This window comes from Nonomuraea endophytica (genome assembly GCF_014203235.1).
In the GTDB taxonomy this organism is placed as follows: domain Bacteria; phylum Actinomycetota; class Actinomycetes; order Streptosporangiales; family Streptosporangiaceae; genus Nonomuraea; species Nonomuraea endophytica.
The window spans coordinates 46,302-70,067 of record NZ_JACHIN010000018.1 but is presented as its reverse complement, the minus strand read 5'-3'; the positions used below and the strand labels follow the sequence as shown (position 1 = coordinate 70,067).

Genomic DNA, 23,766 nt, shown 5'->3' with positions numbered 1-23,766 from the left:
CCGGCGGTGGTCGGCCTTCGTCTGTCAGCCCGCCTCCGCGACGGGGGCCAGGGAATCCTCGAACGAGCCGAGCAGCGACTCGATGACGGGCAGGCACGTGCCGCAGCCGGTGCCCGCCCTGGTCTCCCTGCTGACGGCGGCCGCGGTGCCGGCGCCCGCCAGCCAGGCGGTCCTGATCCTGGTCTTGGAGACGGCGTTGCACTGGCAGATCGTCGCCGTGCCCGCCAGCGCGGCCGGGCCCGGCGCGACGTCACCGGCCGCGAGTTCGGGAAACAGCAGGGACTCGCGTGCGGCGGGGACCTCGCTCTGCCTGTCGTAGAGCTGGGTGAGCGTGCCCACGGCGTCGCTGCGGCCCAGCAGGATGGCGCCGGCCAGGCGCCGGTCGCGGATGACCAGCTTCCTGTAGATCCCGGCCGAGGGGTGGCTGAAGGTGACCGTCTCGCCGTCCGCGTGCACGTCACCCAGGGACGCCAGCTCAAGGTTGGGCGCCTTGAGCCTGGTGACGGTCCGGGACCCGCTGTAGCGCAGCGGTTCCCCGGTGAGATGGGCGGCCAGGACGGCCGCCTGTTCCCAGCAGGGGCCGACCAGGCCGTAGGTGACGCCGCGGTGCTGGGCGCATTCGCCGATCGCGTACACGGCCGGGTCGCTGGTGCGCAGCAGATCGTCCACGACGACGCCGCGCTCGACCGCGAGTCCCGCCGCGCGTGCGAGGGAGGTGACGGGCCGCACCCCGCACGAGGCGATCGCGAGGCCGGCCTCGATCGCCGTGCCGTCGGCGAGCAGCACCCGGGTGGGCTCGACCGCCGCCACGCTGACGCCGACGTGGACGGTGATGCCCAGCCCTGCCAGCGTCCGGGCGAGGACCTCGCCTCCCGCCGGGTCGAGCTGGCGTTCCATGAGGTGGCCGGCGAGATGCACGACGGTCACCCGGATCCCGCGCATCGCCAGCCCGCGCGCGGCCTCGATGCCGAGCAGGCCGCCGCCGATCACGACGGCGTCGCGGACGCCGCGGGCGCGGCCGAGGATCCGTTCGCAGTCGTCGAGGGTGCGGAACGGGATGGTGAGCTCGATGCCCGGCATCGCAGGCATGATCGGCTCACTGCCCGTCGCCAGCACACAGACGTCGTAGGCGGTGCGGCTGCCGTCCTCGGCGACGACCTGCCGGGCGGCGCGATCGATCGCGGTGACCTTCACGCCGAAGCGGGTGTCCACGCCTTCGGGCAGCGGCATCGTCAGCTGGCTCATCTGGGTGGTCCCGGCCAGCACGCCGGACAACAGCACCCGGTTGTACGGCAGGCGCGGCTCGGCGCCGAACACGGTGACGTGCGCGTGCCGGAGCCGCGGGTCACCCGCCAGCCGGGCGCCGGCCATGCCGTTGCCGATCACTACGATTCTCACCGACAGCCTCCACGCGGACGGCGCACACCTTGAGCTCCGGCATACGCGACATAGGATCCAGAGCCGGATTTGTCACGAGATTTGCCCCCGGCCAATGGAAGGGCATGAACACCGTGTCGCGCCGGATCGTGGCGGTGATCCTCGCGGGCGCGGTGACAGTGCCCCGGCGGCTGGTGACGCGTACGACCTCGCCGTCCGCCACCGGGAGCTGAGCCGCCAGATCGGGATGAAGCTCGACGAACGGCCCCGGGGCGGCACGGTTGAGCTCGCGGACCCGGCGGGTCTGCGCGCCGCTCTGGTACTGCTGCGCCACCCTGCCCGTCGTGAGATACACCGGAAAGTCGGCGCAGACGTCCTCCTCGGCGGGGCGGAAGCGGACGGGCACGAACAGCGCCCTGCCGTCGGCGGTGGCGAAGCGGTCCTGGAACATCCGCGTCCCGCCCCAGACGCCGCCGGTGTCGTAGTCGATACCCGAGTAGTCGACGGGGCCGCCGGCGCTGGCCCGCTGAAGCTCGGCGTAGACACGCCGCGGGTCGGGGGTGAACTCCCCGGGCGCGTCCAGGCGCCGGGCGAGCTCGCACATGACGTCCAGGTCGGAGCGGACACCGGGGGGCGGGTCGACCGCCCGGCGGCGCCGTACCACCTCGCCCTCCAGCGTGGTCATGGTGCCGTCCTCCTCAGCCCACTGGGTGACGGGCAGCACCACGTCGGCCAGCGCGGCGGTCTCGGAGGGGACGACGTCGCACACCATCAGGAAGTCCAGCGCCCGCAGCCGCTCCCGCACCACCGAGGCGTCGGGCGCCGAGACGGCCGGGTTGGAGCCGAAGACCAGCATCGCGCGCGGGCCGCCCGCGGTGCCGAGCGAGCGCAGGAGTTCGTAGGCGGAGGGTCCGGGACCCGGCAGGTCCTCCGGGCGTACGCCCCAGACGGCGGCGACGTGGGCACGGGCGGCGGGATCGCGGATGTCGCGGTAGCCGGGTAGCTGGTCGGCCTTCTGCCCGTGCTCGCGCCCGCCCTGGCCGTTGCCCTGCCCGGTGAGCGTGCCGAAGCCGCATCCAGGACGGCCGGGAAGGCCCAGGGCGAGCGCCAGGTTGATGAACGCGGTCACCGTGTCGGCGCCTTTGGCGTGCTGCTCAGCGCCGCGCGCGCTCAGCACGATCGCCGGGCGGCGCGCCAGCGCGCGGACCACCTCGCGCAGCCGGTGCACGGCCACGCCGGTGATGCGCTCCACCCGCTCCGGCCAGTAGTCGTTGGAGGCCGCGGCGGCCTGCTCGAACCCCGAGGTACGGCTCGCCACGTAGCCGGTGTCGACGAGCCCGTCGGCGATGGCCAGGTGCAGCAGCCCCAGAGCCAGCGCCAGGTCGGTGCCCGGGGTGATCTGCAGGTGCGTGCCGGCCAGCTTGGCGGTCGCGGTCCGCCGCGGATCCACCACGATCAGCCGTTTCGGGCCGCGCAGATGCCGCATGAAGGGCGGCATGGTCTCGGCCGGGTTGGCGCCCACCAGCAGCACGGTCCGCGCGGCGGCGATGTCGGCGGCGGGAAAAGGCAGGCCGCGGTCCAGGCCGAAGGCCCGCCGGAGGGCGGCGGCGGCCGAGGACATGCAGAAGCGGCCGTTGTAGTCGATCCGGCTCGTGCGCAGCGCGACGCGGGCGAACTTGCCGAGCAGGTACGCCTTCTCGTTCGTCAGCCCGCCTCCCCCGAAGACCGCCACGCAGTCCGGGCCGCAGGCAGCCCGCACCCGCTGGATCCGGCTGACGACCTGGCCGAGCGCGTCGTCCCACGTGGCGGGCCGCCCGTCCACCAGCGGCGTGGTGAGCCGGTCCGGCGCGCGCAGCACCTCACCCGCCGTCCAGCCCTTCTGGCACAGGCTCTCGGCGGAGATCAGGCCGCCCGGCGAGACGTCCATGGCGCACTGCAGCGCGCAGTAGGGGCAGTGCGTCCTGGTCATACCCGCGCCTCGGCGAGACTCGGCCGCCACCGCAGCAGAACCGTGCGCAGGTAGCACCACCACGTCACCCCGCAGCACACGAAGTAGAAGACGCCGAACCCGGCCAGGGCAGCGCCGGCGCCGCCGAGCGCGGCGTAGGACTCGCCGAACGCCCGGTTGATGAAGAAGCCGCCCAGCGCGCCGACGGCGGAGACCAGTCCGAGTGCCGCGGAGGCGGCCCGCCTGCCACGGTCCGGGTCCTGCTCGGTGGCGGTGAAGATGGCCGGGATCATCCGGTACGTGGAGCCGTTGCCGACCCCGGAGGTCAGGAAGAGCAGCATGAAGGCGCCGAAGAACGCGGGGAAGGCGGCGGAGTCGATCGCCGCCCACACCGCCAGGACGCCGCCGCCCATGAGGGCGAAGTTCCAGAAGGTCACCTTCGCGCCGCCGTACCGGTCGGCCAGCCAGCCGCCCAGCGGCCTGACCAGTGACCCGAGCAGCGGGCCGAGGAACGCCAGCGCCGCGACGGGCGCCTGCGGGAACTCCTCGTGCATGAGCAGCGGATACGCGGTCGAGTAGCCGATGAACGAGCCGAACGTGCCGATGTAGAGAAACGACATGAGCCACGTCTGCCGGTGGCGCGCCACGCGTAGCTGCTCACGCGCGCTCGCCCTGGCCGAGGAGAGGTTGTCCATCCCCCAGCGCGCGGCCAGCGCCGCGATGACCAGCAGCGGCACCCAGACCCACCCGGCGGCGGCCAGCCCGAACGCGCCGACGACCAGCGGAATGATCACCTGGACGGAGCTGACCCCGATGTTGCCGCCGGCGGCGTTGAGACCGAGGGCCAGGCCCTGCTTGCCGGCGGGGAAGAAGTTGGTGATGTTGGCCATGCTGGAGGCGAAGTTCCCGCCGCCGAGCCCGGCCGTCGCCGCGATCAGCACGAACATCCAGTACGGCGTCGCCGGGACGCTCACCGCCACCACGAGAAGCAACGCGGGAATCAGCAGGAGCAACGCGCTCAGCACGGTGAAATTGGCGCCGCCGAGACGCGCCGGCAAGAACGTGTAGGGAATCCGCAGGAACGCGCCCACCAGATTGGGTATCGCCACCAGCCAGAACAACTGGTTCACGGAAAAGGCGTGGTCGCCGAGCTGGAGAATGACCACGCTCCACACCGTCCACAGCGCGAACCCGAAATGCTCCACGAGTATGGACAGGCCGAGATTGCGCCAGGCGACTTTCCTGCCCCTACCATGCCAATAAGCCGGGTCATCCGGTCGCCATTCGGCGATCCAGCGACTTCGCCAAATACCTGTGTCCATGCCTCCCATGATGAAACACACCGGAGACATGCGCACCCACGGCTAGAAAGGCAGGACGATAATGCTAGAATCCCCCGTCGCCCTCATCCCCCATCATCAGCTATTGATCTTTCTGCTGCAAGTCTGCGCGCTTTTGGTCACCGCCAGGCTGCTCGGCGCATTGGTGCAGCGCGTGGGAATTCCCGCCATCGTGGGCGAGCTGGCAGCGGGCGTGCTGCTGGGGCCGACCGTTCTCGGCAAGGTGACGCCGGGCTTCTTCGACTGGCTGTTTCCGCGCGATCCCGCCCAGTTCCACCTGCTGGACGTCGTGGCGCAACTCGGCGTGCTGCTGCTGGTGGCGTTGACCGGCGCGGAGCTGGACCTGGCCGCGGCGCGCAGACGACGGCGCGCGGTCGCCGCCATCAGCACCGCCGGGCTGCTGCTTCCCCTGTGCCTGGGCGTGGCGCTGGGCCGGCTGATGCCCGCCGGTGTGCTCCCCGACGGCACGGATCCGCTGGTCTTCGCCTTGTTCCTCGGGGTGGTCATGGGCGTGAGCGCGCTGCCCGTCATCGCGAAGACGCTGATGGACCTGGGGCTGTTCGGCCACCGGGTGGGCCAGTTGATCATCACCTGCGGCGCGCTGCAGGACATCGCCGGCTGGCTGCTGCTGATGGTCGTGTCGGCGCTGGCGGTGAGCGGCCCGCCCGGCGGGAACAAGCTCCTGCTGCTCGCGTCGCTGCCGGTGATGGCGTGCCTGCTGCTCGTCGGCAGGCCGGTGGCACGCGCGGCGTTCGGCGTCGCGGGCCGTTCCGGGGTCGCGCTGATCGTGATCATGACGCTGGCCGGGGCGGCGACCGCGCACGCCGTGGGCCTGGAGCCCGTCTTCGGCGCGCTGGTGGCCGGGCTGGCCATCAGGGCCGCGGCTCCGCACGCCGAGCAGGCCCTGTCCCTGGTGCGCACGTGGGTGCTGGCGGTGCTGGCGCCGCTGTTCTTCGCCACGGTGGGCCTGCGCCTGGACCTCACGGCGCTGGCGGAGCCGGCCGTGCTGGCCGTGTCGGCCGCGGTGCTCTGCGTCGGCGTCGGCGCGAAATTCGCGGGCGCCTGGATCGGCGGCGCAGTGGCGGGAATGGGCCGGTGGGAACGCCTTGCGGTGGGCGCCGGAATCAACGCGCGCGGCGTGGTCGAGGTGATTATCGCGACCGTGGGGCTGCGCCTCGGAATCGTGGACGGCAGGATGTACACGGTGATCGTGGTGTTCGCGATCGTGACCTCACTGATTGCGCCGCCGATTTTGCGCTACACCACTCGCAGAATGCGCACGTCTGAAATAGAGGCTACCGCCGGCGGGACGTCGCCATCGTTGACTGACCCGGCGCCGCGAGTATCGTCGTTGCGAAACTGACCATTTTCCCCGTGGAGACTCGTATGAAATTCGGGATTGGCATCGGGCGCACTTTGGCCGCTCAACAGGCAGCCGTTGTCGCGGTATCGGCGGACGAACTCGGTTACGAGCACTGCACCTTCATCGAGTCGCAGAACCTGTGCCGCGACTCGACGGTCATGATGGCTTTGGCTGCGGCCGGAACCACCCGGATCAAGCTCGGGCACGCGGTCACCAATCCCTATATCCGCCACCCCGCCGTGCTGGCCAACACGATGGCGACGATCGACGAGCTTTCCGGCGGCCGCGCGTTTCTCGGGATCGGCGCCGGCGGCAGCGCGGTGGCCATGGTGGGCCACACCCCGAGGCCCCTGGGCGAGCTGGACGACCTGGTCTCCTTCTTCCGCGCGTTCGTCGCCGGGGAGGAGACGTCCTGGCACGGGGCGCCGATGAAGTCGGGGTGGTCGCGCAGGAGCATGCCGGTCGTGCTGGGCACGCACGGCGCGCGGAGCTGCCAGCTGGCCGGCCGCGTCGCCGACGGCGTGTTCCTGCCGGGGCTGGATCCGTGGATCACGCAGTGGAAGCGTGCCAGAGTGGCCGAGGGCGCCGCGCAGGCCGGCCGGCGCCCGGCCGACCTCGAGCTGTGGAGCCGCGGCGCCCTGTTCGTCCACGACGACGAGGACTACGCCAGGGAGTTCGTCCGCTCCTACGCCGCCACCTCGGCCTTCTTCCTGTGGCGCTCGGCGGTCAGCCGCACGGAGCCGGTCAACCGCGAACTCGCCGCCGCACTGCCCGGTGGCGTCGTGGACGAGATGGCCAAGCTGGCCGAGCGCTACCAGTGGGACCAGCACGAGGCCAAGGGCGCGGAACACGCCCGCGACCTGTCCCCCGACCTGATCGACTGCTTCGCGATCTACGGTCCGCCCGCGCGCTGCGCGGAGCGTCTGGCCGCCCTGGCCGAGGTCGGCGCCGACGCCGTGTCCTTCACCTTGTACGGCGTGCCGGACAAGGTCGCCATGATCACCCGGTTCATCCAAGACGTGGCCGGTCAGCTCCGCTGACGGCTGGAAGGGAATGCCCCGATGCCGTTCATCACGGTGCTCATGCTCGAAGGCAAGAGCCTGGAGCAGCGCCGCAGGTTCGCAGAAGAGGTCACCAAGTCGGCCGAGGCGACGCTGGGCGCCAGGCCCGAAGAGGTGCGGGTTCGATTCGTGGATATGGCACGCGGCGACTTCGCGCGAGCCGGGCGGCTGATGTGTGACGAGGTGCGAGGACTATGAGTCTGGCAACGCTCCCTGAAGTGGGTATCCGGGCGACGGCCCGGCAATCCCGTCTGTGGTACCTCCAGCATCTTCACGATGCCGTCGCCTCCTTCAGCGCGGGCGACGCCTTGGTACTCGACGGCCCCTTGATAGTCGACCGGCTGCGCACGGCGATCACTCAGCTCTGGCTGCGGCACGCCGAGCTCAGATCCTGCTTCGTGGCCGCCGAGGGCACCATCCGGTCGGTGCCGAGCGACCACACGTCTCCCTCTTTGGCCGTGGAGCGGGGTGAGGAGTCGACGGTGCGGCAGTGGGCCGCGCAGGAGACCAGGATCCCCTTCGACACCGCCGGTGGTCCGCTGTGGCGTGTGCGGGTGCTTTCGCTGCCGGATGACCGGCATGTGGTCCTGCTGGTCACCCACCAGTTGATCGCCGATGACGCCCGTGTGCGCTGCCTGCTTGACGAACTGCTCGCCTTCTACACGGGCGGCACGATCGCGCCACCCGCGCAGCTGGTGCCCGCCGGGGATGCGGCCGACGCCGTGGAGGCGGCCACGCGCAGGCTCGCCGACGCGCCGGCCGGCGTGGAGCTGCCCACCGACCGGCTGCGGCCGCCGATGCTCAGCTACCGGGGCGGCAGGGTGGGCGCCGACGTCGACGCCGGCCTGCTCGACCGGGTCGGCGGCGAGATCTCCCTGCTGGCGGCCTTCGCGGTGCTCGCGCACCGCTACACCGGAGCCGAGCAGGTCGTCATCGCCGTCCAGGACGAGGCGGTGACCGTCGAGGGGGCGCTGAACCCGCTGCCCGTGCGCGTCGACCTGTCCGGCGACCCCTCCTTCACGACCGTGCTGCACCGGGTGCGCGAGGCCGTCCAGCAGGCCCGCATCCACGGCGCGGTGCCGTTCGAGGCGGTGATCGACCGGCTGGAGCAGGAGCACGACCCCAGCCGCCGCCCCGTCTGCCAGCTCTCCTTCACCTCGTGGCGGCAGCGCCGCGACTCGGTCGAGGTCGACGCGGGCCTGGCCCTGTTCGACCTGTCGCTGTCGGCCAGGCTGCACGACCGCGGCGCGGCGCTGTCCTTCGGCTACGACGCGGACCTGTTCACGAGCCAGACCGTGAAGCGCCTCGCCGGTCACTTCGCCGCGCTGCTGGGCAGCCTCGCCGACAGCCCGGGCGAGCCGATCTCCCGCCAGCGGATCCTGACCGGCGCGGAGACGGCGCTCATCGCCCGCCACCAGGACGGCGGCCCCGTCGGCACCCCGGTGCTGGTGCATCGGCTCATCGCCGAGCAGGCGGCGCGCAGGCCGAACGCGCCCGCGCTGATCTCCGAGACCGCGCGGCTGACCTTCGCCGACCTCAACGGCCAGGCCAACCGGATCGCCCACCACCTGCGTGACCTCGGCGTCACCAGCCAGACCTCGGTGGCCGTGTGCCTGCCGCGATCGGCCGAGACGGTCGTGGCGGTGCTCGGCGTGCTCAAGGCGGGCGGCTGCGCCGTGCTGCTGGATCCCGCCCAGCCCGCCCGGCGGCTGGCCGCGATGCTCGACGACTCCGCGCCGCCGGCCGTGCTCACCGCCGAGGAGCAACTCGGCAAGCTGCCCGGCACCTACGCCGGTCACATCCTGTGCCTGGACCGCGACAGAGAGCTGCTGAGCCGCTCGTCCGCCAGTGACCCCGCCGAATGGGCGCATCCGCAGTCCCTCTGCCAGATCGCCTACACCTCCGGCTCGACCGGCGAGCCGCGCGGGGTGGCGTTCAACCACGCCGCGGTGGCCGGTGGCGCGCAGGGCACGCGGGAGTGCTATCGGCTGGGCCCGGACGACCGGGGCACGTGGATCTCGGCGCCGGGCTTCGGAATCTCCTTCGTCAACGAGCTGTGGCCCTTCCTGGGCGCGGGCGCGGTGGTGCACATCGCCGGCGAGCGGACCGTCAGCACGCCGTTCCGGCTGCGGGACTGGCTGGTGGAGTGCGGGATCACGGTGTCGCTGGTGACGAAGGCGCTGGCCGAGCGGCTGTGCTCCGTCGACTGGCCGGAGGAGGTGGCGCTGCGCGCGCTGCTGGTGTCCGGCGAGCGGACGGGCTGGCTGTCGGCCGACGCGCCGTTCGAGGTGGCCACCATCTACGGCTCGACCGAGACGACGAACGCCACGACCTGCCTGAACGAGTCGGCGGGCATCCGCATCACCTCCCGGCACGTCACCGGGGAGCAGCGGCGCTCGATCTCCTCACCGATCGGGCTGCCGGTGCCGGGCGCGCGCGTGTACGTGCTCGACCCCAACCTGCAGCTCATGCCCATGGGCGTGCCCGGCGAGATCCACGTGGGCGGCGACCTGCTCCAGAGCGGGTACGTCAACAGGCCCGACCTGACCGCGCGCAAGTGGCTGCCCGACCCCTTCGCCGGGCGCGGCGGAGCCCGCATGGTCGCCACCGGCGACATCGGGCGCATGGCCCCCGACGGTTCGATCGAGATCCTCGGCCGGGTGGACGACCAGATCAGCCTCAACGGCTACCGCGTCGAGCCCGGCGAGGTGGCCGCGCGCCTGCTCGAACACCCGGCGGTACGGCACGCCGCGGTCGTCGTCCGCGAGGACGAGCCCGGCGAGCGACGCCTGGTCGCCTACGTGGTGCCCGAGGTCAACCGCCGCGTGTACAAGAGCGACCTGCTGGACCTTCTGCGCGAGCAGCTGCCCGCGTACATGGTGCCGGGGGCCTGCGAGATCGTCGACTCGCTGCCCACGCTCCCCAACGGCAAGCTCGACCAGCGCCGCCTGCCCGCGCCCGACCGGGCCAGCCGCTCGGCCGCCTACGACGAGCCCGCGACCGAGGCCGAGCGCGACCTGGCCGACATCTGGGCTTCGGTGCTGCGCTGCGAGCGCGTCGGCGCCAACGACAACTACTTCGAGCTCGGCGGCGACTCGCTGACCGGGATGGAGCTGATCGCCGCGATCGGCATCGGCTTCGGCGTCGAACTCGCGCTGTCCGTGCTGTTCGAGGCCCCGACCGTCCGGGAGCTGTGCCGGGCGATCGACAGGGAGCGCGACGGCGACGGCGGCCGGACCGTCGACAAGGCCGCGCTGCCGGTGATCCGCACCGACTCCGCGTCGCGGTTCGAGCCGTTCCCGCTCACCGACATCCAGCACGCCTACTGGATCGGCCGCATGACCGGCATGGAGCTGGGCGACGTCGGCTGCCACGGATACCAGGAATGGGACGTGGCCGACCTCGACGTCGAACGGCTGGGCGCCGCCGTCGACCGGCTCGTGCGCAGGCATGACATGCTGCGCGCCGTGGTCACCGGCGACGGCCGGCAGCGGGTGCTGCCCGAGGCTCCGCCGTACCGGATCGAGCTGGCCGATCTGCGGCGGCTCGGCGCGGCGGAACGCGCGGCCGAGCTGGACGAGATCCGTGAGCGGCTCTCGCACGAGGTGCTGGCCGCCGACCGGTGGCCGCTGTTCGGGGTGCGCGTGACGCGCGTCGACGAGGTCGTCTCCCGGGTGCACATCAGCTTCGACCTGCTGATCTTCGACGCCCGGAGCGCGCGTATCTTCACCCAGGAGCTGTCGCGCCTCTACCAGGACCCCGGCGCGCCGCTGCCGCCGATCGAGCTGTCCTTCCGCGACTACGTGCTGGCCGAGCGCGCCGCGCACGAGAGCTCCCCGCTGTATCTGGCCGCGCAGGACTACTGGCGTGGCAGGCTGGCCGAGCTGCCGCCCGCGCCCGAGCTGCCGTATCTGCGCAGCCTCGGCTCGGTCGAGCACCCCAAGTTCGTCCGGCACACGGCGCGCGTCGAACCCGACGTGTGGGTACGGCTGCGCAACGCGGCGGCCGGGGCCGGGATCACCCCGTCGGCGCTGCTGCTGGCCGCGTTCACGGAGATCCTGGCCGTCTGGAGCGCGGGCCCGCGCTTCACCGTCAACATGACGCTGTTCAACAGGCCGCCGCTGCACCCGCAGCTCAACGACCTGCTCGGCGACTTCACCTCGGGCCTGCTGCACGCGGTCGACCACCGCGGCGCGACCTTCGCCCACCGCGCCTACGACGTGCAGGAACAACTCTGGCAGGACCTGGAGCACCGGCACGTCGGCAGCGTGCAGGTGCTGCGCGAACTCGGCAGGCGGCAGGGCGGCGCGCCGCGCGCGGCGATGCCCGTCGTGTTCTCCAGCCTGGTCGGCGTGCCCCGCATGGACTGGGGCAACCTCGGCCGCTACGTCTTCGGCGTCACCCAGACCCCGCAGGTGGCGCTCGACCACCAGGTGATGGAGGTCGACGGCGGCCTCGAATACTGCTGGGACGCGGTGGCCGAGCTCTTCCCCGAGGGGCTGGTTGGCGAGATGGCCGACGCCTACGGCCGGCTGCTGCGCGGTCTCGCCAACTCCCCCGAAACGTGGGACAAGGCGAACCCCGTCGAGCTCCCGCAGGCCGCCCTGGCGCGCCGTACCGGCGTGAACTCCACCGCGGCGCCGGTCACGCCGGAGTTGCTCCACGCGCCCTTCCTGCGCCAGGCCGGGCTGACGCCCGACGCGCCCGCGGTCATCGACGAGCAGGTGATCACGTACCGGCAGCTCGCCGAGGTGTCGGCGACGCTGGCCGCCCACCTCGCCGAGGCGGGCGCCGCGCCGGACAAGCCGGTCGCGGTCGTCATGCGCAAGGGCTGGGAGCAGGTCGCCGCCGTGCTCGGCGTGCTGCGCGCCGGCGCCGCCTATCTGCCCATCGATCCGGATCTCCCGGCCGAGCGCATCGCGTACCTGCTGGACAACGGTCGTGCGGACATCATGCTCACCCAGCACGACCTGGCCGTCGAGACGACGGCCAAGGTGATCGCGGTGCCCGGCTCCCCGCACGCGCTGCCGCCCCTGCCCGCGCCCCCCTGCCCGGCCCGCCCTGACTCGATGGCCTACGTCATCTACACCTCGGGCTCGACCGGCAACCCGAAGGGCGTGACGATCGAGCACAGAGCGGCGTGGAACACCATCGCCGACATCAACGACCGGATCGGCCTGAACGCCGGCGACCGCGTCCTCGCGCTGTCCTCGCTCAGCTTCGACCTGTCGGTCTGGGACGTCTTCGGTGTGCTGGCCGAGGGCGGCGCCCTGGTCATCCCGCCGGTCTCGGCCAATCCCGACCCGCGCGCCTGGGCCGGCCTGGTCGAAGGCGAACGCGTCACGGTGTGGAACTCGGTGCCCGCCCTGTGGCAGATCCTCGCCGACTACCTGCGCGGACGCGGCGAGCGCGTGGCCCCGAGCCTGCGCACGGTGATGCTCAGCGGCGACTGGATCCCGCTGACCACGCACGAGCACCTGACCGAGGTCTCCCCCGGCACCCGGCTGATCAGCCTGGGCGGCGCCACGGAGGCCGCCATCTGGTCCGTCGCGCACGAGGTCGGGCCCGCTCAGGCGGACTGGCCCAGCGTCCCGTACGGCCGGCCGCTGCGTAACCAGCGCTGGCACGTCCTGGACGACAGGCTGGAGCCGTGCCCCGACTGGGTCACCGGCTCGCTGTTCATCGCCGGCGACGGGCTGGCCCGCGGCTACTGGGCCCAGCCGGAGCTGACCGCCGAGCGGTTCATCACCCACCCCAGGACGGGCGAGCGCCTCTACCGCACCGGCGACCTGGGCCGCTACCGGCCCTCGGGCGACCTGGAGCTGCTCGGGCGCGAGGACTTCCAGGTGAAGATCCTCGGCCACCGCATCGAGCTGGGCGAGATCGAGGCGGCGCTGGCAGCCTGCCCGATGGTCGCCGCCTGCTGCGTGGTGGCCGTGGGCGAACGCACGGCCAAGCGGCTGATCGCGCACGTGGTGCCGGAGCCCGGCGCCACGCCGGAGCCCGCCGACCTCAGGGAGTTCCTGTCCGGCAAGCTCGTGCGCGACGTCGTGCCCACGCACTACAACCTCCTCGCCGAGCTGCCCCTGACCGCCAACGGAAAGGTGGACAGGCCCGCCCTGGCCGCGCTCGGCGCGCCCGAGCGCAGGAGCTCCGGCGACACGCAGGCCGCCTCGCCCGCCGAGGCGCTCCTGCTCGCCATCGCGGCGGAGATCATCGGCGTCGACGCCTTCGGCCCGCAGGAGGACTTCTTCGCCTCGGGCGGCGACTCGCTGCGGGCGATCGCCTTCATCAACGAGGCCGCCGAAGCGGGCTTCGACATCTCCGTCGAGGACTTCTTCCAGAACCCGACCATTCGCGCGGCACTGGCCGCGGGTCCCGTCGTGGTGGACATGAGAGGAGAGTCGGCGTGACCAGCTCTGTGCACTCCCTGATCCAGGAGCGGGTACGGCGTGGCCCCGGCGAGCCGGCCGTGGTGTCCGGCTCCGCGGTGCTGACCTACGGCCGGCTCAACGCCCGCGCCAACCAGGTGGCCCGCCTGCTGAGAAGCCTGGGCGTGGCCGCGGACGAACCCGTGGGCACCTGCCTGTCCCGCTCCCCCGACGCGGTGGTGTCCGCGCTCGCCATCGTGAAGGCGGGCGCCGCGCCCGTCCTGCTCGACCCCGCGGCGCCCCTGGAGCGCATCCTGGCCCAGGTCCGCGCCTGCGGCGTACGGGTGCTGATCACCTCGACGGTCGGCTGCGACCTCGCCGCCCAGCTCCTGCCCGCCGTGCGGGAGCTCGGCGTGCGCGCCGTCAGGCTGGACGCCGACCGGCACATCATCGCCGGCCTGCCCGCCGACGACCTCGAGGACGTCCGCGTCACCCCGGACAGCGCCGCGCACGTCGTCTACACCTCCGGCTCGCTCACCACCCCCAAGGCGGTGGTGAGCAGGCACGAGAGCGTCAGCGACTGTGTGGCCCTGGCCCGGGAGGAGTTCGGCTTCACCGCTGACGACCGCGTGGCCTGGTGCTCGTCACCGGGGTTCGGGGTGTCGCTGGTCAACGAGTTGTGGCCGGCTCTGGCGACGGGCGCGACGGTGCTCATCCCGGACGCCGAGACCCTGCTGGTGCCGCAGCGGCTGCGCGACTGGATCCTCCAGGAGCGGATCACCGTCATCCACCTGGTCCCGACCCTGGCCGTGCCCCTGTGCGAGCTGAGCTGGCCGGCGGACGGCCCGCTGAGGCTGCTGCTCACCACGGGCGAGCGGTTCCGGCTCGGCGCCGGCACCGACCCGCCCTTCACGATCGCGATCACCTACGGCTCCACCGAGACCACGCACATCACCGGGCGGCTGGGCCGCGGCGAGTCGGTGGGCCGTCCGCTGGGCGACGCCCCCGTCTACGTGCTGGACGAATCAGGCGAACGGCTGCCCGACGGCGACGTCGGCGTCGTCCACGTCGGCGGGCGGCGGCTGGCGCGCGGCTATCTGGCCGAACCGGCCCTGACCGCGAGCAGCTTCCTGCCCGACCCGTTCGCCGGCGAGCCCGGAGCCCGCATGTACCGCACGGGCGACCTGGGCAGCATCGACGCCGGCGGCGAGCTGGTCCTGGCAGGGCGGGCCGACCGCCAGGTCAAGGTCCGCGGCCAGGCCGTCAACCTCGACGAGGTGGAGGCCGTGGTCGCGGCGGAGGCGGGCGCCGGCGAGGTGGCCGTGGTGGCGATCGGCGACGACTCGCGCGTGGTCGCCTACCTCGCGGGGGTCGACGGCTCGGCCGTGCCGGACCTGCACCGGGCTCTTGCCGTACGGCTGCCGCGTGCCCATCTGCCCGCCGAGTTCGTGCTGCTCGACCGGTTGCCGCGTACCGTCACCGGCAAGGTCGATCGTACGGTCCTGCCGGCGCCGCGCCGTACCTCCTCCTCGTCCGTGCCGGACCCGGCAGGCGAGGACGAGCTCAGCGGCATCTGGTGTGAGCTGCTGGAATGCGAAAGCGTCGGGATCGACGACGACTTCTTCGAGCTGGGCGGCCACTCCCTCCTGGCGGCGCGCATGATCCTGGAGATCGAGGAGCGGCGCGGCGTCAAGATCGACCTCACCGCGTTCTACGAGCGGCCCACGCTGCGCGCGCTGTCCGGCCTGGTCTCCGCGGCCACACAGCCCGGCAACGTGCTGGTCCGGGTGAGCGGGCCGGAGCGGCCGCTGGTCAGGCTGGTGTGCTTCCCCTTCGCCGGCGGCGGCCTCAGCGCCTACGCCTCCTGGGGTGACCTCCTGCCCGACCACGTCGAGCTGGTGTGCGTGCAGCCGCCCGGCCGCGGGCCACGGCTGGACGAACGTCCGCTGGAGTGGGTCGCCGAACTGGTGGGCGGGCTCGGCCCGAAACTGGCCGCCGACCCGCACCCGCGTACGTACCTGTTCGGCCACAGCCTGGGCGCGATCGTGGCGTTCGAGACGGCGCGATGGCTGCGCAGGAACGCCCACCCGGAACCGGCGGGCCTGCTGGTCTCCGGCTCAGCCGCTCCGCAGACGCCGGTCACCGCCCGTGCGCACCTGCTGCCCGACGACGCCCTTCTCGCGCACGTCGGCGCCCTGGGCGGCACCGACCAGAGCCTGGTCGACGACGAGCGCCTGCGTCCGCTGCTGCTCCCGGCCCTGCGCGCCGACTTCGCCATGCACGAGACCTACCAGTACGCGGCCGACGAGCCGCTGGAGTGCCCCATCACCGCCTTCGCCGGCAGCCAGGACGACGAGGCGCTCATCGAGGACGTCCTGGGCTGGGGCGAGCAGACCGCGGGCGGGTTCCAGATGCAGGTACTGAACGGCGGCCACTTCTTCATCGCCTCCCAGCGCGAGCGGCTGCTCTGGCTGCTGAGCGAGGAGCTGGAGGCGGAGGCGGAGAAGGTGTCATGAGAGTCCACTCCAGACGGATCTCGATCGACGTCACCCGCACCGGTTCCGGACCCGCGATCCTGCTGGTGCACGGGACGGGTGACGACCAGGCCTGCTGGCGCCAGGTGGTGCCGCTGCTGACGGACCGCTACCACGTCCACGCCATGGACCGGCGGGGCCGCGGCGGCTCCGGCGACGCGGCCGGGCACACCATCGCCGCCGAGGCCGGCGACATCGTGGCCGTGCTCGACCGCATCGGTCCCGCGACGCTCGTCGGGCACTCGTTCGGCGCGATCTGCGCGCTGGAGGCGGCCCTGCGCGAGCCGGCCTCCCTGGAACGCCTGGTTCTCTACGAGCCGCCCGTCCCCGTGGCCGGCACCGCCGACTACTCCGGCGTGTCGGCCAGGGTCGGCGAGCTGTGCGCCCAAGGCCGCCTGGAGGAGGCGCTCTGCCTCTTCCTGGTCGAGGTGACCGGGCTGGACCCCGGGCTCGTCAAGCTGCTCAGACGCATCCCCGGCTTCACCGAGCGGGCCGCCGTCGCCGACACCATCGCCCGCGAGATCGACGCCACGCACCACTACGCGCTCGACCACGCGCGGCTGGCCGCGCTGACGGTGCCCACGCTGCTGCTCACGGGAGATCGAAGCACGCGGGAGCTGCGCGACGCCGCGGCGCGGATCGAGCGCCTCCTGCCGTACGCGTCGGGTGAGGTACTGCCCGGCCAGTCTCACCGGGCCATGGAAGGGGCGCCCGCCCTTCTGGCGAACGCCATCGACACCTTTGCAGGGAGATCGTCACATGAAGCGCACAGCCGTTAACCCCTGGGAGTGGAACATCAAGTTCGGCTTTCACCAGGCCGAACTGGTCGAGGGACACAGCCGCATGCTCGTGTGCGCCGGCCAGACGTCGCTGGACGAGAACGGCGAGGTCGCCCACGCCGGCGACATGGCGGCGCAGATCGGGCTCTGCCTGGACAACGTGGAGACCATCCTGCACGAGGCGGGGATGAAGCTGTCCGACGTGGTCCGGCTGAACATGTACACCACGGACGTGGAGCAGTTCCTCCAGCACGTGGGCGTCATGGGCCGGCGTCTTGAGGCGGCGGGCATCGCCCCGCCCGGAACCATGCTCCAGGTGTCCGGCCTCGCCTTCCCCGGGCTCGTGGTCGAGCTGGAAGTCACCGCGCTGGCATGAACCGTGAATCGGTCGTGCTCCGTCCCGACGTGGTCCTGGAGCGCACGGGAGAAGGCGGATACCGCCTGGCCTCCCGGTCGGGAGCGCTCTGCCACCACGTCGGGCGGACCGGCGACCCCTCGACTCTCGAAGCGCTGGCCGGCGCGGGCGTGCCGTTCGACGACGACGGCCCGATCACGCGGCTGTGGCGCCAGGGCTGGTTGTCGCTCGTCGTGAACGGGGACGACGGCACGCCCGTCCTGACGCTGCATCCCCAGTCCTGCCCACCCCCCAGGCCGCCGGGCGGCGGACCCGGCCGCCCGCTGTCGGAACTGGTCGTGCTCCGCCGGACCGGCCGGGAGTACGCGCTGGAGTCGGCCAACGCCTGGTGCTCGGTGCGGGTGACGCGGCCGCAGGACCTCGCCGCGCTGCTCGCCGGAGACGGAGAGCTGGGCCACTACCTCGACTGGGCGGGCATGACCGCCGGCGAGGCGGAGTCGGCGCAGCTCACGACGGCCCAGTGGACGCCGCACGAGCTGGCCTTCCACCAGCAGACGCGCGTCCCCGGCGCGCACCGGAGCGCCGCCTTCGGCCGCTCCTCCTGGGGCAAGGAACGCTTCGCCGAGCTTCCGGCGCGCCATGAGCGCTTCCGGGGTGAAGGCATCGCCCTCGCCAAACCGGACATGGCCGAACTGCGGCGAACCGACCAGACGCTCACCGCCGTCCTGGAGAAACGGCGGACCGTCCGCGACCACGACGAGGACAGCCCGCTCACCGTCCGCCAGCTCGGGCACCTCCTGTACCGCTGCGCCCGCAACCGCTGGCTCATCCAGCGCAATGGATCCGAGTTCCTGAGCCGGCCCTACCCCTCGGGCGGCTCGGCCTACGAGCTGGAGATCTACCCCGTGGTGCGCAACGTCGCGGGTCTCGATCCCGGCGTCTACCACTACGACCCGCAGGAGCACCGGCTCAGGACCGTGAGCGACCGCGCCGGCGACCTGCTCGCGCACGCCGCCCTCGTCGCGGGAACCGAGCATCAGCCCCAGGTGCTGCTGGTCATCACCGCCCGCTTCGGCAGGCTCATGCGTACCTACCGGGGCATGTCGTATGCCCTGATTCTCAAACACGTCGGCGTGGTTCAGCAGCTCGTGTACACCGTGGCGACCGCGATGGGGCTGGCGGTCTGCGCCCTGGGCGACGGCGACGCGACGGCCTTCGCCGCCGCCACCGGCCTGGACCCGCTGGCCGAGGCCAGCGTGGGCGAACTCGTGCTCGGGAGCAGGCCGGGTCGTGCCAATGGAGGAGGAGTTTGATGTCGACCGCGATGGTGACCAGCCACGGCCGCTGTGCCGTACTGGAGGAACCGCGGGGGCCTGAGGGCGTCCGCCTGCACAAACGTTCGGTGCCCGACCCTCCGCCGGGCAAGGTGAACGTACGGCTGCGCGCCTCCGCCCTGAACCACCTCGACCTCTGGACGGTGACCGGGACCCAGCGGGTGCGCACGCCCCGCGTCATCGCCGCCGACGGCGCCGGGGAGATCGTGGCCAGCGCCGCGGCGGACTGGTCGCCGGGTGACGAGGTGGTGCTCTACCCGGTGGCCGCCTGCTGGAGATGCGCGAACTGCAGAGCGGGCCGCCACGTCTTCTGCAGTGGCTTCGCCGTACTCGGTGAGCATTCCGACGGCACCGCCTGTGAGGTGGTGCAGCTTCCGGCGCGCAACCTCGTGCGCAAGCCGGCGGCGCTGTCATGGGCCGAGGCGGGCGCGCTGCCGCTGGCCTTTCTCACCGCGTGGCGGATGCTGACCTCGCGCGGACGGCTGACGGCCGGTGAGACGCTGCTGGTCGTGGGCGCCAGCGGCGCCGTCGGGACGGCGTCGGTGCTGATCGGCGCGCATCTGGGCGCGCGGGTGCTGGCCACGACCCGCGACCTCGGCAAGAGCGAGCAGCTACGCGCGCTCGGGGCGGATGGGGTCTTCTCCTCCGACATGTTCTCCAGGAACGTCATCGATCACACCGACGGCGACGGCGCCGACGTGGTGATCGACCACGTGGGCGCGGCGACCTTCGACGAGTCCCTGCGCTCGGCGACGATCGGCGGCCGGGTGGTGACCTGCGGGGCCACGACCGGGGTGAACGTGCCGCTCAACCTGCCCCGGGTGTTCGTGCGGCAGCTCGAGATCCTGGGTTCGACCACGGGCACCCTGGCGGAGTTCGAGAGCCTCGTGGCCGCCGCGGAGGCCGGATTGCGCCCGGTCGTGGCGCGGGAATTCGGGCTGGAGGAAATTCGCGATGCACTCACATATCTCAAATCTTCTGACAAGCTTGGAAAAATCGTGTTGAGGCAGTGATCGAGCAATTTGGTGATTACCGCCCACGACTCCTCCACGGAAATTGTCAGACCCTCGGTCTACGGTGAAAACACCTGCACTCCAGACCCCGACAGGAGTAATCACATGACATCCCCACCCGTGCTCAAGCACAGCCCGTGGTTGGCGCTGATCACCATCGCGCTGGGCTATTTCATGAACGTGCTCGACAGCACCGTGGTAAATGTCGCCATTCCCAGTATCATGTCCGATTTGCACGCCGAGACCGGGCAGATCCTCTGGGTGGTCAACAGCTACCTGCTGCTCTACGCGATGCTGCTGCTCGTCGGGGGCAGGCTCGGCGACCTGCTCGGGCACCGCACCGTTTTCATCGCCGGGCTCTGCCTGTTCGTCGTGGCCTCGCTCCTGTGCGGCCTGTCCACCACGCCCGAGCAGCTCATCGCCAGCCGCGTGCTCCAGGGCGCGGGCGCGGGCCTCGCGGCTCCACAGGCGCTGGCGATCACCGCGGCCGTCTTCTCACCCCAGCGCAGAGGCATGGCCTTCGGCGTCCTGGCCTCGATCATCGGCTCGGCCGCGGCGCTGGGCCCGTTCCTCGGCGGCCTCATCACGTTCACGCTGGACTGGCGCTGGATCTTCCTCATGAACCTGCCCATCGGCGCGCTGGGCCTCATCGGCGCGTTCGTCTTCGTGCCGAAGACCCGGGTGGAAGGTCGTCAGCGACTCGCGTTCCTCCCGGTGCTGCTCGCGACGGTCAGCATGTTCGGCGTGCTCTACGCGCTGATCGACGGACCGCGAATTGCCTGGGGCCAGATCTTTTCCGGGGTGAACATCAGCTATGTCCTCATCGCCGGGCTGGTCGTTTTCGGTGGATTCGTCTATTGGGAATGGTCCCGGACCGACGGCCTCCTGCCGCGGGCGCTGTTCAACAACAGAAACTACGGGCTCATGACATGGGCCTCCCTGGCGACATATTTCTGTATCTTCGGCACCCAACTGACCATGACCATCTATTTGCAGTCGGTCCTCCACCTCAACGCTCTGGAGGCGGGCCTGGCATTGTCACCCATGTGGCTGGCTTCCTCGCTCGTGGCCCCGCTCAGCGGCAGTCTGATGCGACGTGTCCAGCCCCGCTGGATCCTCGTCGGCGGCTTCGCCGCGTTCTGCCTCGGCACGGTGGCCACGGCGCTGTTGATCACCCCCGACGCCTCGTGGGGCGTGTTCGTCGTGACCCTGCTGATAGCCGGAGCCGGAGCCGGATTCACCTTCGCGCCGCTCACCACCGTGGCGATGAGCGAGGTGCCGCCCCAAGACCTGGGCGGAGCCTCGGGCACCATCGAGATGGCGAGAATGCTCGGCAGCGCCGTGGCCACGTCGATCGCCGGAGCCATCCTGGGCAACACCGTCGCGGCCTCGGGCGCGGCCCTGTCGGCCGAAGCGCGTAACGCCCTGCTGGTCAGCGCCCTCCTGATCGCAGCCGCGACGATCACCACCGTGTTCCTCCGGCGCGGTGGCCGCCTCCTCGCCGCCCCCGGCGTCGACGAGCACTCCACCCCGGCCAGCCCAGCCGAGACCACGCGGACCGCGTGATGCCCTGCCAGGTGGCGAGCCCGCCGGCTCGCCCCTGTGCGCTACCCCGGCAACCGCACATCCACCAGGTACGGCGAGCCGAAGTCCGTCCGATCCCCCGGGCCCGCGCCCGGCACGGGGAACAACCGGGCCGACAGCGGCTTGCGCAGGCGCACCGCGAGCGCGGCCACGTCCATCAGGATCCGGGCCACCTCCTCCACCGGCGTGTCACCGGGCAGCGGCACGGTGTCCAGGCCGGTCCCGCACACCGCCGAATAGGCCAGCAGCTGGTGGAGGTCGATTCCGCCGGATTCCCAGGCGCGTGCCAGCGTGGTGTCCTCCATGACCGGCAGCATCAGGCCGCAGTAGCCGACCCGCGAGACCTGCACCGAGCGCAGGGCCTGCGTGATCGCGGCGGCCGCGTTCAGCGTGCCTGGGGCGCCGAACGGCCCGGCGATGGCGTGTTCGATCGCCCGGCCGATGCTGGTGTCGCCGTGCGGGGCGGGCGACAGGTCGATTCCGGCGAACGGCAGGCCCACCTCGGTGGCCAGCTTCTCGGCCAGCCGTACCACGGGGAGTGCCTGCTCGGTGAGCGCTCCGCGGACCCGTTCGGTGATCTTCGCGGGGTCCAGTTCGCCAGGGATGCCGCTCAGCGCCTCGGCGACCACTCCCGCCGACTGCAGCCCGAGGCTGAACGTGCCGGGCCCCTCGTGGTAGGCGGCGGGAAAGAACGGGTGCCCGGGTCCGACCTCGGACAGGACCGCGAAGCGGAAGTTGCCGACCCCCTTGGGCGTCGCCGCCGCCAGCTCACCGACCACCCGCGCCGCCGCTACCGCCGCTGACGCCCGCGGGCCGTGCTCGCTGGTTCCGATCTGAACGGTGCAGCTCAACGCCTCACACTCGGCCAGCATGTCGGCGACTCCCGCGAGCTGGTCCAGGTCGAAATCCGGCCGGGCGGCCTGACCAGGCCCCAGCGACAGGTAACCGATTCCCTCCTCCTCCATCACATGCTGGAGTCGGGCGGCGTATTCGGCCAGGTCCGGTACCTGGCCGAAGACGGGCTGCGTGGCCAGCCGTACCGTCTGCACCTCGTAACCCGCCTCCGCGAAGCGCGCGCCCAGCCGATGCGCGACGGAGGCCGCCTCCCGCAGCACCGCTCCCTCGACGGGGTGCCGTTCCGCCAGACCTACGGTGATCGTGCGTATCGCCACTACAACCCCAAAGATCGACGACGAGTGATTACCTCGCCAATGAACCATCTGTGCGACACCCGGGCAATCGACCGCGACCAGGGCCTGGATCAGCGGCGTGGGAGGGTGAGGGCGCAGAGCGCGAAGGCGACGGCGAAGGCGGCCTGCACGATCATGCACACGGCGAGTGCGGTGGTGTAGGTGGCTGCGGCGGGCGCGGCTGACCCGACGGTGACCGCGGCGAGCAGCCCACCGGCTACGGCGACGCCGAGACCCATGGCGGCCTGTTGGGTCGTCTGGAGCGCTCCCGACGCGGCCCCGGCGGAAGCCGGGGGGACGTCGGCGATCATCGCGCCGACGAGGGGCCCGAACATGAACGCCTGCCCGACGCCGACGCCGATCAGCAACGCGGCGAGAGTCCAGGAGTTCAGGCCTTGCAGGGACACCGAGGTCGCGGTGATCGCGAGCAGTGCCGCCTGGATGACCCCGCCGATGATCAGCAACCGGCGGAATCCGAAGCGCGGTGCGAGACTCCCGGACCAGACGGAGACGACGAAGAAGCAGAGGGCGTACGGAAGCAGCACCAGAGCGGCGTGCATCGGGGTCCAGCCCAGCCCGGTCTGCGTGGTGAGGGCGTAGAGGAAGGTGAACGCGCCGAAAGCCGACTGGAGCATCAGCGCCATCACGAGTCCGACCCGGTACGAGCCCAGGCGGAACAGAGGCGGCGGGACCAGGGGGACGCGGTCGCCGCTGTGCAGCCGGAGCTGCCGTCTCCAGAACGCGGCGAACAGGACGGGGACGGCGACGAGCAGGGCCCAGCACCATGCGGGCCAGCCGAGCGCGGCGCCCTGAGACAGCGGGACGAGCAACGAGAGGAGGGCGGAGCCCAGAAGCACGGTTCCGGCCAGGTCGAGGGAACGGTGGCCGGGAGAGCTGGTCGCCGGCACCCAGCGCAGGGCGGCGAGGAACGCGACGGCACCCATGACGACGCTCACCGCGAACACCATGCGCCAGCCGGCGCCGAGGACCGGGACGGAGAGCAGCACGCCGCCGAGGACCTGCCCGATGGCCGTCGCGCCGCCAGCGGTGGCTCCGAACAGCGCGACCGCCCTGGCGCGTTCGGGCCCCTGCGTCGAGGCGGTGATCGTCGCGAGCACCTGGGGAACCATCGCCGCCGCCGAGACGCCGGTGAGGGCGCGCGCGGCGATCAGGACGAGGACGGAGGGGGCGAGGGCCGCCATCAGGGAGAAGAGGGTGAAACCGACCATGCCGAGGAGGAACAGGCGGCGGCGTCCGTAGAGGTCGCCGAGACGGCCGCCGAGTACCATCGGCACCGCGAAGCCGAGCGAGTAGACCGAGACCACGAGCGATTGCTCGGCAGGCGAGGCCCGCAGTGATGCGCCGATGTCGGGAACGGCGATGCCCACGGCGGCGAAGCTGACCACCGAGAGAAGCAGCGCGGAGAGGGTGGCGAGGAGTCCGGGAAGCCCGAGCGTCCGCGGTGGGGATGAGATTGCTGTGCTCACGCGTCGATCCTGGGTGTTCGCTGATCCGGG

At 71.8% G+C, this 23,766-nt stretch carries 15 protein-coding genes; 10 read left to right on the top strand and 5 right to left on the bottom strand.

What is annotated here, in order from left to right; translation table 11 throughout:
- Positions 1-24: 24 nt before the first annotated feature.
- The 3 genes from HNR40_RS45035 to HNR40_RS45025 are packed head-to-tail and all read right to left on the bottom strand — an operon-like array spanning position 25 to position 4,647.
- On the bottom strand, positions 25-1,398 hold the full coding sequence (locus tag HNR40_RS45035) for an FAD-dependent oxidoreductase (protein ID WP_184972909.1): 1,374 nt from the start codon (positions 1,396-1,398) through the stop codon (positions 25-27).
- Positions 1,346-3,346, bottom strand: coding sequence for a molybdopterin oxidoreductase family protein (locus tag HNR40_RS45030; protein WP_184972907.1), 2,001 nt, complete (start codon positions 3,344-3,346; stop codon positions 1,346-1,348). The genes HNR40_RS45035 and HNR40_RS45030 overlap by 53 nt, the downstream gene beginning before the upstream one ends.
- Entirely contained in the window at positions 3,343-4,647 is a 1,305-nt protein-coding gene (locus tag HNR40_RS45025; RefSeq protein WP_184972905.1) for an MFS transporter, read from the bottom strand. The genes HNR40_RS45030 and HNR40_RS45025 overlap by 4 nt, the downstream gene beginning before the upstream one ends.
- Before the next feature lie 103 nt (positions 4,648-4,750).
- Here HNR40_RS45025 and HNR40_RS45020 point away from each other — a divergent pair, with 103 nt between their 5' ends.
- The 10 genes from HNR40_RS45020 to HNR40_RS44975 all read left to right on the top strand — a co-directional run bounded on the left by HNR40_RS45020 (position 4,751) and on the right by HNR40_RS44975 (position 21,041).
- The gene (locus tag HNR40_RS45020) at positions 4,751-6,028 is read left to right on the top strand and encodes a cation:proton antiporter (RefSeq protein WP_221341622.1); all 1,278 of its coding nucleotides are present in this window, start codon (positions 4,751-4,753) and stop codon (positions 6,026-6,028) included.
- Between the two features lie 23 nt (positions 6,029-6,051).
- Positions 6,052-7,068, top strand: coding sequence for an LLM class flavin-dependent oxidoreductase (locus HNR40_RS45015; protein WP_184972901.1), 1,017 nt, complete (start codon positions 6,052-6,054; stop codon positions 7,066-7,068).
- Between the two features lie 21 nt (positions 7,069-7,089).
- Entirely contained in the window at positions 7,090-7,287 is a 198-nt protein-coding gene (locus tag HNR40_RS45010; protein WP_184972899.1) for a tautomerase family protein, read from the top strand.
- Entirely contained in the window at positions 7,284-13,502 is a 6,219-nt protein-coding gene (locus HNR40_RS45005) for a non-ribosomal peptide synthetase (protein WP_184972897.1), read from the top strand. The genes HNR40_RS45010 and HNR40_RS45005 overlap by 4 nt, the downstream gene beginning before the upstream one ends.
- A complete protein-coding gene (locus tag HNR40_RS45000) occupies positions 13,499-15,976 on the top strand; it encodes a thioesterase II family protein (protein ID WP_184972895.1) in 2,478 nt (825 codons plus the stop codon). Before HNR40_RS45005 ends, HNR40_RS45000 begins: the two co-directional genes overlap by 4 nt.
- The gene (locus tag HNR40_RS44995) at positions 15,973-16,773 is read left to right on the top strand and encodes an alpha/beta fold hydrolase (protein WP_184972893.1); all 801 of its coding nucleotides are present in this window, start codon (positions 15,973-15,975) and stop codon (positions 16,771-16,773) included. Before HNR40_RS45000 ends, HNR40_RS44995 begins: the two co-directional genes overlap by 4 nt.
- Positions 16,754-17,149, top strand: a complete 396-nt coding sequence (locus tag HNR40_RS44990) for a RidA family protein (protein WP_184972891.1) — start codon at positions 16,754-16,756, stop codon at positions 17,147-17,149. Before HNR40_RS44995 ends, HNR40_RS44990 begins: the two co-directional genes overlap by 20 nt.
- Positions 17,146-18,441 carry a SagB/ThcOx family dehydrogenase gene (locus HNR40_RS44985; RefSeq protein WP_184972889.1) on the top strand — a complete coding sequence of 432 codons (1,296 nt, stop codon included), beginning with the start codon at positions 17,146-17,148 and terminating at the stop codon, positions 18,439-18,441. The genes HNR40_RS44990 and HNR40_RS44985 overlap by 4 nt, the downstream gene beginning before the upstream one ends.
- A complete protein-coding gene (locus tag HNR40_RS44980; RefSeq protein WP_184972887.1) occupies positions 18,441-19,475 on the top strand; it encodes a zinc-binding dehydrogenase in 1,035 nt (344 codons plus the stop codon). The genes HNR40_RS44985 and HNR40_RS44980 overlap by 1 nt, the downstream gene beginning before the upstream one ends.
- Positions 19,476-19,580: 105 nt before the next feature.
- On the top strand, positions 19,581-21,041 hold the full coding sequence (locus HNR40_RS44975; RefSeq protein ID WP_184972885.1) for a DHA2 family efflux MFS transporter permease subunit: 1,461 nt from the start codon (positions 19,581-19,583) through the stop codon (positions 21,039-21,041).
- Positions 21,042-21,082: 41 nt separating this feature from the next.
- Here HNR40_RS44975 and HNR40_RS44970 read toward each other — a convergent pair whose 3' ends face one another.
- Together HNR40_RS44970 and HNR40_RS44965 are read right to left on the bottom strand one after the other, a co-directional pair.
- Positions 21,083-22,231: a DUF711 family protein gene (locus HNR40_RS44970; RefSeq protein WP_221341621.1), complete on the bottom strand. Its 1,149-nt coding sequence runs from the start codon at positions 22,229-22,231 to the stop codon at positions 21,083-21,085.
- Between the two features lie 89 nt (positions 22,232-22,320).
- Entirely contained in the window at positions 22,321-23,736 is a 1,416-nt protein-coding gene (locus tag HNR40_RS44965) for an MFS transporter (protein WP_184972881.1), read from the bottom strand.
- Positions 23,737-23,766: the final 30 nt, after the last annotated feature.